At 35.9% G+C, this 12,408-nt stretch carries 10 protein-coding genes and 1 pseudogene; 10 read left to right on the top strand and 1 reads right to left on the bottom strand.

What is annotated here, in order from left to right; translation table 11 throughout:
- Positions 1-27 precede the first annotated feature (27 nt).
- Entirely contained in the window at positions 28-1,611 is a 1,584-nt protein-coding gene (locus RCJ96_RS24100; protein ID WP_074608384.1) for a bifunctional metallophosphatase/5'-nucleotidase, read from the bottom strand.
- A 185-nt stretch (positions 1,612-1,796) separates the two neighbouring features.
- Between RCJ96_RS24100 and RCJ96_RS24105 the strand changes: the two genes are divergently transcribed.
- The 10 genes and pseudogenes from RCJ96_RS24105 to RCJ96_RS24150 form a co-directional block, all read left to right on the top strand.
- A complete protein-coding gene (locus RCJ96_RS24105; protein WP_074608386.1) occupies positions 1,797-2,735 on the top strand; it encodes a phosphate/phosphite/phosphonate ABC transporter substrate-binding protein in 939 nt (312 codons plus the stop codon).
- Between the two features lie 83 nt (positions 2,736-2,818).
- Positions 2,819-3,592, top strand: coding sequence for a phosphonate ABC transporter ATP-binding protein (gene phnC / locus RCJ96_RS24110; protein WP_000569254.1), 774 nt, complete (start codon positions 2,819-2,821; stop codon positions 3,590-3,592).
- Positions 3,589-4,383: a phosphonate ABC transporter, permease protein PhnE gene (phnE, locus tag RCJ96_RS24115; protein WP_074540617.1), complete on the top strand. Its 795-nt coding sequence runs from the start codon at positions 3,589-3,591 to the stop codon at positions 4,381-4,383. The genes phnC and phnE (RCJ96_RS24115) overlap by 4 nt, the downstream gene beginning before the upstream one ends.
- On the top strand, positions 4,383-5,186 hold the full coding sequence (gene phnE, locus RCJ96_RS24120) for a phosphonate ABC transporter, permease protein PhnE (protein ID WP_074608388.1): 804 nt from the start codon (positions 4,383-4,385) through the stop codon (positions 5,184-5,186). Before phnE (RCJ96_RS24115) ends, phnE (RCJ96_RS24120) begins: the two co-directional genes overlap by 1 nt.
- Positions 5,187-5,499: 313 nt before the next feature.
- Positions 5,500-7,500: a transketolase gene (gene tkt, locus RCJ96_RS24125; RefSeq protein WP_000019767.1), complete on the top strand. Its 2,001-nt coding sequence runs from the start codon at positions 5,500-5,502 to the stop codon at positions 7,498-7,500.
- Between the two features lie 156 nt (positions 7,501-7,656).
- A complete protein-coding gene (sirA, locus tag RCJ96_RS24130) occupies positions 7,657-8,097 on the top strand; it encodes a sporulation inhibitor of replication protein SirA (protein ID WP_000860645.1) in 441 nt (146 codons plus the stop codon).
- Between the two features lie 78 nt (positions 8,098-8,175).
- Positions 8,176-8,397 carry a YneF family protein gene (locus RCJ96_RS24135; RefSeq protein ID WP_001123317.1) on the top strand — a complete coding sequence of 74 codons (222 nt, stop codon included), beginning with the start codon at positions 8,176-8,178 and terminating at the stop codon, positions 8,395-8,397.
- 123 nt (positions 8,398-8,520) lie between these two features.
- Complete coding sequence (locus tag RCJ96_RS24140; RefSeq protein ID WP_416503884.1) at positions 8,521-10,272, top strand: ABC transporter ATP-binding protein; 1,752 nt, start codon at positions 8,521-8,523, stop codon at positions 10,270-10,272.
- Complete coding sequence (locus tag RCJ96_RS24145; protein WP_416503883.1) at positions 10,272-12,035, top strand: ABC transporter ATP-binding protein; 1,764 nt, start codon at positions 10,272-10,274, stop codon at positions 12,033-12,035. The genes RCJ96_RS24140 and RCJ96_RS24145 overlap by 1 nt, the downstream gene beginning before the upstream one ends.
- A 64-nt stretch (positions 12,036-12,099) precedes the next feature.
- Positions 12,100-12,369, top strand: a pseudogene (locus RCJ96_RS24150) (SH3 domain-containing protein); the annotation flags it as partial.
- Positions 12,370-12,408 lie beyond the last annotated feature (39 nt).

The raw sequence follows: 12,408 nt of genomic DNA on the forward strand, positions 1-12,408 counted from the left end.
AGATGGGCGAAGCCCATCTTTTTTTATTTATTTAATAACTTTCCAGTTGTTATTGACTGTTGCTTCTATCTTTTTATGCTTCAATATATAGTTAGCGATAAGTTCAGACATATTTGTTGGTATATCTTTTATTACGGGCTTATTTTGAAACATAAAGAAGTTCCCTCCGCCGCTCGCGCGATAATTATTCATAACGACGTCATATTCTTCACTCATATTAAGAGGAGTGCCTTTATGCTGTAAAGATTCTACTCTGTCGCCAATTGGTTTGGAAATGTTTAATACGTACGAAATTCCTTCCCACATATCGTAATTATAGTGTTGCGGTTTTGGTTCTATGTAGCTAGGGTTTACGATGATGGTTCCATCTTCTTTTAATGTGAAATAAGAAGCAGAGAGTTCGAGAGCATCTTTTATATCTGCTCCAGTTATTCTAATTACTTTTAATGTATTTGGATAAATATAATTAGAAACGATGTCACGCATTGTTACATATTTCGGGAAACCTGGAGATGTATTATGGAATAAGCTTGTACAAGAAATAGAAACATTAGCTATATCCATCTGTATTTTGTTTATGAATTCAATAAAAGGATGGTCTTGCAAACGAGTTTGCATAGCATCTGAAATTTGCATGTCACCGTGGATGGTTCCAATAGGTTGATCAAGCCATTTTTGTGTTTTCTCTTCATAATCGGCTACCAAGTAAAGAACATCTGGATCTGCCTCGATTTCTTGCACAGTTAATAGTTCTGAATAACTCTCTTTTTTTACCCACTCTTGTTTTATTTTTTCAAATGTTACAGTTACTTTTCCAACTGAATGTCCATTACATCCAGTCTGTAAAATTGTTACATCAGTACCCACTGTTTGAGCCATTTCTCGGTGCTGATGGCCTGTTAATAAAATATCTATGCCCTCAATTTCATGACACATAGCATACCCTTGGTTTTCGCCTGTTAAAACTTCAGTCGGTTCTCCAGTTTGTAAATCGCGTTCAAATCCCCCATGATACGCTACGACTAGTAAATCTGGTTTCTCATGTTCGTGAATGTAAGAAACCCAATTTTTTGTTGTTTCTAACGCATCTTCAAATTGCAAGTCTTTAATGTGATGGGGTTGTTCCCAATTTGGAATATAATGCGTTGTCACCCCTAAAATAGCAATTTTTATATTTGCTTCAATATGTTTTATTATATATGGTTTCCCGAAATAAGGTTTTTTACTGCTTTTGTCTAAAATATTTGCTGATAAATATGGGAAGTTTGCAGTAGAAATAGCATTGTTTAATACATCCATTCCATAATTAAATTCATGATTCCCAATCACTGCAGCGTCATAACGTAAATAGTTTGCTATTAATGACATTGGGTTTTTCTTATCTTTTTCATATGTAGCGTAATGGTAAGTAAATGGTGTTCCTTGTATGAAGTCACCGTTATCAATTAAAAGAACGTTTTTATTTTGGGACCGTTCTTTTTTTATAAGAGTAGAAATCTTAGCTAAACCAATTTCTGCTGGAGAGTTATCTTGGTAGTGAATTGGATAAACAGTACCATGTATATCACTTGTTAATAGGATGTTTAAAGTTACAATTTGATTTTGATTCAATATCATTCACCTTTTCTATTATTATCTACTGATTAAGCATATCAAATATATGGAGAGAATTTTAATGTGAGTGTATAGAATGTGTAAAGATTCTGTAAATAATCAATTATTTGTAAAAATGTGTGATATATTTCTTCATGTTTATGAAAGGTTATTTTATAACAATGAAAAATGGAGGCATTAACATGTTGAAAAAAGTTTTTGCAATGAGCACAACAGTTGTATTAGCAGCGGGTTTGTTAAGTGGCTGTGGAACGAAGGAATCAAGCGCAAGTAAAAATGAAGATACGAAAAAAGGGTATGTACCGAAGACTTTAAATGTTCAATTTGTTCCTTCTCAAAATGCAGATACGTTAGAGGCGAAGGCAAAACCACTTGAGAAGCTATTAAGTGATAAGTTAAATATTCCAGTAAAAGTTAGTATTTCAACGAATTATAATACAATTGTAGAAGCGATGGCATCTAAGCAAGTAGATGTAGGATTTTTACCCCCAACAGCGTATGTGTTAGCACATGAGAAAAAGGCAGCAAACGTAATTTTACAAGCGCAACGTTTTGGCGTAGATGATGAAACGGGAGCTCCTACAAAGGACTTAGTAGACTTTTATAAATCTGAGTTTGTTGTTAAGAAAGATTCAAATATTAATAGTGTAAAAGATTTAAAAGGTAAAAAAATTGGCTATCAAGATGTAACGTCATCAGCGGGATATGTGTGGCCTGCGGCTGTACTATTAAAAGAGGGCATTGATCCGTTAAAAGATGTGAAACCTGTTACATTAAAAGGTCACGATCAGTCGCTTATTGCTCTTTTAAATGGTGACGTAGATGCAGCTGTTGTATTCCAAGATGCTCGTAATATTGTAAAAAAAGATTATCCGAATATATTCGATCAAACGAAAATAGTGAAATTTACGGAGAAAATTCCAAACGATACGATTTCGGTACGTTCTGATTTAGATGAAGAGTGGAGCAAGAAATTACAGGATGCTTTCATTGAAATTGGAAAGAATGAGGAAGGTCACAAAATCATTAAAGAAGTATATTCACATGAAGGATATGTTAAATCTGATGATAGTAAATTTGATATCGTTCGTGAATATGGAAAGAAAGTAAAAACGCAATAATACATATGGAAATGGCAACTAGCTGGAAAGGTATGTTTTCAGTTAGTTTGCCGTTTTGAATACATAGAAGGTAGGTAAGATGTGTGATAGAGTTTCGAAATGTTTCCAAAGTGTATCCAAATGGTACAAAAGGATTGAATAATATAAACTTGAAAATTCAAAAAGGTGAGTTTGTTGTAATGGTAGGGCTTTCCGGAGCTGGAAAGTCTACACTTCTAAGATCGGTAAATCGTCTTCATGAGATTACAGAAGGAGAAATCATGATTGAAGGTGAGTCTATTACGGCTGCGAAAGGAAAAGGATTACGCCGCATGCGCCGGGATATTGGTATGATTTTTCAAAGTTTTAACCTTGTAAAGCGATCAACAGTATTAAAGAACGTATTAGCTGGCCGTGTTGGGTATCATTCGACGTTGCGTACAACGTTAGGCCTATTTCCGAAAGAAGATTTGGAGCTTGCTTTTCAATCGTTAAAAAGAGTAAATATTTTAGAAAAAGCATATGCGCGTGCTGATGAATTATCAGGAGGACAACAGCAACGTGTATCGATTGCTAGAGCGTTGGCGCAAGAAGCAAAAATCATATTGGCAGATGAACCTGTTGCATCGTTAGATCCGCTAACAACAAAGCAAGTATTAGATGATTTGAAGAAAATTAATGAAGATTTTGGAATTACAACAATTGTAAACTTACATTCTATTGATTTAGCTAGGCAATATGCGACGCGCATTATTGGATTACATGCAGGAGAAATTGTTTTTGATGGCTTAGTAGAAGAGGCAACGGATGAAAAGTTTGCTGAAATTTATGGTGACGTAGTACAGAAAAGTGAATTGTTAGAGGTGGCAGTTAAATGAATGACGTGACGATATATTCGAAATCGATACCGAAGCCACCGAGTAAGTTGAAACATATGTTAACGGCTGTTCTAGTCATTTTACTGTTGTGGGGAAGTAGTGTACAGGTCGATGCATCATTGTCAAAACTAGTAGTTGGTTTTCCTAATATGATGGATTTGTTAAAAGAGATGGTGCCGCCAGATTGGAGTTATTTTCAAGTTATTACAACAGCGATGTTAGATACAATACGTATGGCGATTATTGGGACGACTTTAGGTGCGATTTTAGCTATTCCACTGGCACTATTTGCGGCAAGTAATGTATTTACTAGTACATTTTTATACAGTCCAGCTCGAATGATATTAAATTTTATCCGAACGATACCAGATTTATTATTAGCGGCAATTTTCGTAGCGATTTTTGGAATCGGGCCACTTCCAGGTATTCTGGCTCTTACTTTTTTCTCGATTGGGCTCGTGGCGAAATTGTTGTATGAGTCAATTGAATCAATTGATCCAGGTCCGTTAGAGGCGATGACAGCAGTAGGAGCAAATAAAGTGCAATGGATTGTTTATGGAGTAATTCCGCAAGTGAAAGCGCATTTTGTCTCTTATGTTCTGTATACATTTGAGGTGAACGTACGTGCAGCAGCTGTTTTAGGTTTAGTAGGAGCAGGTGGTATTGGATTATACTATGATCGTACACTTGGATTTTTACAATATCAGCAAACTGCATCTATTATTATCTATACCCTTGTTGTTGTATTGTTAATTGATTATGTAAGTACATTGTTGCGGGAGAAATTATAATGAGTAAAACGACGATAATCGTACCAAAAACGAAGAAACCGAGTGTGTATCGCTTGTTTATTTTTATAGCACTTACATTTGTTTACGTATGGGCTTTTTCAGGAGTACCGCTAGAAGGAATTAAGGATACGGCAGGAGAAATTACAAAAGCAATTATGACAGGTGTATTGAATCCAGATTGGGCGTATGTATCTTTGCCAGATGGTGAAGATTTATTACATGGTTTAATTGATACGTTGGCAATTGCGATATTGGGTACATTTATTTCTGCCTTTTTATCTGTTCCATTTGCTTTTTGGGCGGCGACGAATATGAGCAGTGGAAAACTAACTTCAGGAACTGGGAAATTTGTACTTAGTTTTGTTCGTACATTTCCTGAATTAGTTATGGCCCTTTTATTTATAAAGGCTGTTGGACCAGGCTCTTTTGCCGGCGTTCTAGCTTTAGGATTACACTCTATTGGAATGTTAGGGAAATTATATTCAGAAGGAATTGAAAATATAGATAAGGGGCCGACAGAGGCGTTAATAGCTACAGGCGCAAACCGGTTCCAAATACTTTGGTATGCAGTATTGCCACAAGTATTACCAGATTTTCTATCGTATACATTATACAGGTTCGAAATTAATGTACGATCCGCTGCCATTTTAGGTGTTATTGGAGCAGGTGGTATTGGTACGCCCCTAATTTTTGCGCTGAGTTCACGTAATTGGTCTCGCGTGGGAATTATTTTATTGGGCATCATTTTAATGGTCATTATCATTGATTTTATTTCAAGTTCGATTCGGAAACGGATTGTTTAACTGATTTGAAAAGCATCGAAGTTAGATGCTTTTTTGTGTTTTGTAAAATGTATTGAAAAAAGTAAGTATAGAAGAATTTTGTATATCTGTATAAATATACAGATAATTCCCTTTCTTTTCAAAATAAAAATAATAAAAATAATAAAAAAGTATGTCATATTGAATACCCATACATTCCCGAAAACATTGATTTTTTTATAAAAAATCAAAAAAACATCAACATATTTGTCGATACATGTTGTATAATCTTGCGTGGGAAGCTATCATATAAATGTATAAAACGTTTACTAATATAAGCGAAGGGAAGAATAGCATGTCACATTCAATCGAACAACTTTCTATCAACACGATTCGCACATTATCCATCGATGCGATTGAAAAAGCAAACTCTGGTCACCCAGGAATGCCAATGGGTGCAGCACCAATGGCTTATACATTATGGACTCAATTTATGAAACACAATCCAAATAACCCAACGTGGTTTAACCGTGATCGTTTCGTATTATCTGCAGGTCATGGTTCAATGTTATTATACAGCCTACTTCACCTATCTGGTTATGATGTAACAATGGATGACTTAAAGAACTTCCGTCAATGGGGAAGCAAAACTCCAGGACATCCTGAGTACGGTCATACAGCTGGTGTAGATGCAACGACTGGTCCACTTGGACAAGGTATTGCAACTGCTGTAGGTATGGCAATGGCAGAAAGACATTTAGCTGCTAAATATAACCGTGATGCGTATAATGTAGTAGATCATTATACATACGCTATTTGTGGTGATGGAGATTTAATGGAAGGCGTTTCTGCTGAAGCATCTTCATTAGCTGCTCATTTACAATTAGGTCGTCTTGTTGTGCTTTACGATTCAAACGATATTTCATTAGATGGCGATTTAAATCGTTCATTCTCTGAAAGTGTAGAAGATCGTTACAAAGCATACGGATGGCAAGTAATCCGTGTTGAGGATGGAAACGATATTGAAGCTATCGCAAAAGCAATCGAAGAAGCGAAAGCTGACGAAAAACGCCCAACGCTAATTGAAGTAAGAACGACAATTGGTTTCGGTTCTCCAAACAAATCAGGAAAATCAGCTTCACATGGTTCTCCACTAGGTGTAGAAGAAACAAAATTAACGAAAGAAGCATACGCTTGGACTGCTGAGCAAGACTTCCACGTAGCAGAAGAAGTATACGACAACTTCCGTAAAACAGTACAAGACGTTGGTGAAACTGCGCAAGCAGAGTGGAACACGATGCTAGGTGAATATGCACAAGCATACCCAGAATTAGCAAACGAATTCCAAGCAGCAATGAACGGTCAACTTCCAGAAGGTTGGGAGCAAAACTTACCAACTTATGAATTAGGATCAAAAGCAGCAACTCGTAATTCTTCTGGTGCTGTAATTAATGCAATTGCAGAATCTGTACCATCATTCTTCGGTGGATCAGCTGACCTTGCTGGTTCTAACAAAACATACATGAATAACGAAAAAGACTTTACAAGAGATGATTACAGCGGTAAGAACATTTGGTACGGTGTACGTGAGTTCGCAATGGGTGCAGCAATGAACGGTATTGCACTACATGGTGGTTTAAAAACTTACGGTGGTACATTCTTCGTATTCTCTGACTACTTACGTCCAGCAATTCGTCTTGCAGCATTAATGCAATTGCCGGTAACGTATGTATTCACACACGACAGTATCGCTGTTGGTGAAGATGGTCCAACACATGAACCAATCGAGCAATTAGCGGCGCTACGTGCAATGCCAAATGTATCTGTTATTCGTCCAGCTGACGGTAACGAGTCTGTTGCGGCTTGGAGACTAGCTCTAGAATCTACAAACAAACCAACTGCTTTAGTATTAACTCGTCAAGATCTTCCAACATTAGAAGGTGCAAAAGACGATACGTATGAAAAAGTAGCAAAAGGTGCATATGTAGTTTCTGCAAGCAAGAAAGAAACAGCTGATGTAATCTTACTTGCAACTGGATCAGAAGTAAGTCTAGCTGTTGAAGCTCAAAAAGCATTAGCAGTAGACGGTGTTGACGCATCTGTTGTCAGCATGCCATCTATGGATCGCTTTGAAGCTCAAACTGCTGAGTACAAAGAATCTGTATTACCAAAAGCAGTAACAAAACGTTTCGCAATCGAAATGGGTGCTACATTCGGATGGCACCGTTACGTAGGTCTTGAAGGAGATGTGTTAGGTATCGATACATTTGGTGCTTCTGCTCCTGGTGAGAAGATTATGGAAGAGTATGGATTTACTGTAGAGAACGTTGTTCGTAAAGTAAAAGAAATGCTTTAATGATTTTAGAAAAATCTCTCCGGCATGGAGAGGTTTTTCTATGTAAATGAGTTTTTTCGACAGAAAAAGTTTTTTCTCTCTCCGCAGTCAGACAATCATTGCAAAATTTCTTCTATATAATGAAGAGAAAAGGTTGTCCAGATGGGGAGGCGAAAGATGAAAACGTATGAATTGTATTTAATTCAAGAGGATATTGCGAAAGCTTACTTTGGTCGTGAATATTTGTTTTTTGATTTATTTGCTCGATTTTCAGAATCTGGGTCCCTTTCGGAGAAAAAAGTGCTATATAAACAAATGATGTATATAACGATGCCATTACAAGTAATGAAAATTCATCATAAATTAGAACAAGCTTTGCGCGTTCTTGGTAAATATGATCGAACACATCATACACATACACTTTATACAGGGGCAGAATATGGCGAAATAATGGTGAAACCACACTATATTCGCATGAATACCTCTGGAAATGTTTCTATGGAAACGACTTTCTTTGAGGTGCTTCGGAAGTGTGAATTAACATTTTTAGCTATGGATTATGAAAATACAAAGTACGGATGGCTGAATCCTCTAAAACAAGTACGAACATATGTGTAAAAAATGTCGAATTGTATCTTGTCTTATTGAAAAGGTTTTAGTACACTGTAAGGTAGACAACATGAAGGAGGAAAATATATGCCAATTTGGTTAGGTATTCTAGTGGGCGTAGTAGCACTAGTAGCAGGCGTGGCGTTAGGATTTTTCATTGCCCGCAAATACATGATGAATTACTTACAAAAAAATCCACCAATTAACGAACAAATGTTAAAAATGATGATGATGCAAATGGGACAAAAACCTTCCCAAAAGAAAATCAATCAAATGATGAGCGCGATGAACAAGCAACAAATGAAATAAGCGCTAAAAGACACTCGCTAAGAGTGTCTTTTCTTTTTTATACGAATAGAGTTTAAAACTTTTAAAAATTCTGTATTTTTGTTAAACTGAAAACATCGCTCATTTTAAGGGAGGAGGAAAAATATGAAAGTGTTTATGAATTTAGCGTGGTTTTTTAAACAAGAAAAACGAGCGTACATAACCGGAATTATTTTATTATTTGGCGTCGCACTTTTAGAACTTGTAGCACCAAAAGTGATTGGGATTGTTGTAGATGAAATTAACGATGGAACATTAACGACTGAAAAGTTACTGAAATGGGTTGTACTCTTAGTACTCGTAGGTATTACGATGTACATATTACGTTACGTGTGGCGCATTATGATTTTTGGGTCTTCATTAAAGTTAGCTCGCCAATTACGAAAAAATTTGTATGAACATTTTACAAAGATGAGTCCATCTTTCTATCAGTCAAATCGCACAGGTGATTTAATGGCGCACGCGACCAATGATATTCAAGCAATTCAGCAAACTGCTGGGGCGGGTGTTTTAACACTTGTTGATTCATTGGCTGTTGGAGGATGTGTACTCGTAGCAATGGGTTTTACAATTAGTTGGAAGTTAACATTGTTAAGCTTAATTCCAATGCCGATTGTAGCAATATCGACAAATTATTACGGCACTTTATTACATAAAAGGTTTCATAAAGCACAGCAATCGTTTTCGGAAATCAATGATAAAGTGCAAGAGAGTATGAGTGGGATGAAGGTAATTCGATCGCTTGGACAAGAAAAAGAAGATTTGCAAGCGTTCCGAAAAAAATCAGAAGATGTCGTACATAAAAATATGTTAGTTGCACGTATTGATTCGTTATTTGATCCAACAATCGCTCTTATCGTAGGATTTTCATTTTTAATCGCAGTATGTTACGGGTCAGTATTAGTTGTGAGAGGTGAATTAACAGTAGGTGATCTCGTTACATTTACGACGTATTTAGGTACCCTTGTTTGGCCGATGTTAGCGTTTGGATGGCTGTTTAATATTATGGAGCGTGGGCGTGCTTCGTATGACCGTGTAGAAAAAATTCTCTCACAAAAATCAGATGTAGTAAATAGAGAAAATGCTGTGCATACAATAGCGAGCGGTGATGTTTCATTTGCGGTTGATTCGTTTTCGTATAAGAAAAATGAACTGTTACATTTAACAGATATTCACTTTGATTTGAAGAAAGGGGAAACGTTAGGGATTGTAGGACGTACAGGTGCAGGGAAAACGACTTTATTAAAATGTTTAATCCGTGAGTATGATCATTTTAATGGTGAATTAAAAGTTGGAGAGCGGGATATTCGCGATGTAACACTTTACGGTGTCCGTTCTGCTATTTCATATGTGCCGCAAGATCATTTTTTATTTTCAGCGAGTATTGGGGAGAATATTGCCTTTGGAAAGGCGGATGCTACATATAATGAAATTACCCGTGCTGCAGAGATTGCTTGTATTCACAATGACATCCTTCAATTTTCAGAAGGATATGAAACAGTAGTTGGGGAAAGAGGCGTTTCTTTATCTGGAGGTCAAAAACAGAGAATTTCTATTGCGCGTGCTTTATTAACGGATGCTGAAATTTTAATTTTAGATGATTGTTTATCAGCAGTAGATGCAAAAACAGAAGAAACGATTTTAAATGCTTTAAAGAGGGAGAGAGCAGGGAAAACGACAATTATTACTGCCCATCGTTTAAGTGCAATTCAGCATGCCAATCTTATTCTTGTTGTGGATGAAGGTAAAATTGTACAACGAGGTACACATGAACAATTAATGAAAGAACATGGTTGGTATAAAGAAATGTATGAGAGCCAGCAGTTAGAAGCATTAGTCGAGAAAGGAGGCGTATGATGGCTGAGAAAAAACAGAGCGATTTAAGAAGATTACTGTCTTATATGAGGCCATATAAAGGACTGTTAGCATTAGCATTTTTATTTCTAGTTGGTGCAACTGTAACAGAAATGATGGGTCCTTTTTTAATTAAACAATTTCTTGATGAACACTTAGTACCACGTAACTTTGATCAATCAGCACTTGTTACTCTATTTGTAGTGTATATTGTTGCTCACTTATTAAAAGTATTATTTACTTATTTAGACTTGTTATATTTTCAAAATATCGCTTTTAAAATTGTTCAAGATATGCGTGTTGAAGTATATGAGCATGTTCAAAAATTGTCATTAAGTTTCTTTGATCGTACGCCGATTGGTACGCTCGTATCGCGCATAACGAATGATACAGAAGCAATTAAAGATTTTTATGTCAGTGTATTATCAACATTTGTTAAGAATATCGTATTTTTAGTAGGGATTTTAGTAGCGATGTTTTTATTAAATGTAAAATTAGCGCTATTTTCTCTCGTATTAATTCCGATCATGTTTGCGATTATGGTATTATATCGCCGGAAAAGTGCAGCTTTTTATTTAGAAGTCCGTAATCAATTAAGTGTGTTAAATGCAAAGTTAAACGAGTCCATTCAAGGGATGAATATTGTTCAAGTGTTCAGACAAGAAAAGCGCATGAGAAAAGAATTTGAAGAAGTGAATAATAAACATTATAGTGCAGGGCGACGTACATTAAAGTTAGATGCATTACTTTTACGTCCAGCAACTGATTTAGTTCATATTGTAGCTATTGCGTTAGTACTTGGTTTATTTGGAATTGATGCTTTGAAGAGTCCTGTTGAAGTAGGCGTTTTATATGCGTTTGTTAACTATATACATCGTTTCTTCCAGCCTGTAAATGAGATGATGATGAAATTATCATTTTTCCAACAGGCACTGGTTTCATCATCACGTGTATTTCATTTAATGGATGAGAAAGATTTAGCGCCAGTTCAAAAAGGGGATGGAAATCCTCAAGTTATTAATGGAGATATTGAATTTAAAAATGTTACTTTTTCGTACGATGGAAAACGTGATGTTTTAAAAAATGTATCTTTTCACGTGAAACAAGGGCAAACGGTTGCTTTCGTTGGGCACACTGGCAGCGGAAAGAGTACTATTATGAATTTATTACTGAGATTCTATAATATTAATTCCGGAAATATTGTAATAGATGGTGTAGAGTTAGAGAAATTTGAAGAACAAGAAATTAGAAAGAAAATAGGACTTGTATTGCAAGATGCATTTTTATTTGCGGGAAATGTAAAACAAAATATTCGTATGTATAATGAAAAAATTACGGATGAAGAAGTAAAAGAAGCGGCACAATTTGTGCAAGCGAATACGTTTATTGAAAAATTACCAGAGCAGTATGAAACGGAAGTAGTAGAAAGAGGAGCTGCATTTTCTAGTGGTCAAAGACAATTAATTACTTTCGCTAGAACGATAGCAACGAATCCGAAAGTGTTAGTATTAGATGAAGCAACAGCAAATATTGATACAGAAACTGAAGATGCAATCCAAACAGCGTTACAGCAAATGCGAAAAGGACGGACTACGATAGCGATTGCACACAGATTATCTACCATACAAGATGCAGATCAAATTTTTGTTATGCACGATGGAGAGATAGTAGAAAGAGGAACACATCAAGAATTACTGAGTGAACAAGGATTGTATTATAATATGTACTTACTACAAAATAAAGGAAGTTTACAAAAAGCCTTGTAATTACAAGGCTTTTTTACTTTGTTTATAAAATATGTTTACTCTTTATGTCTATAGTATAAACGTCGTCACAGCAGCGGTTTCATTAGAAGCTTTGCAAGGAAATGGAACAAATGGTGGTGGAAATGTTTCCCTGCCCAGTAGTGCTACTGCAGTCTATGGTGTTACTGTAATTAATGGCGATAATGTAAATTTATGGGGTGGACCATCTTTACATTCAAATGTAATCCGTCAGCTAAATAGAGGAGAATCATATGAAGTTTTGGACGAACAAGATAGTTGGCTTGCTTTAGGTGAAAGCGAATGGATATACTATGATCCGAGTTATATTCAGTATAGTGTACAATAAAATGAACGTAAAAGGTATCTCGCTTGA

The sequence above is a fragment of the Bacillus sp. BSL6 genome (assembly GCF_052928345.1).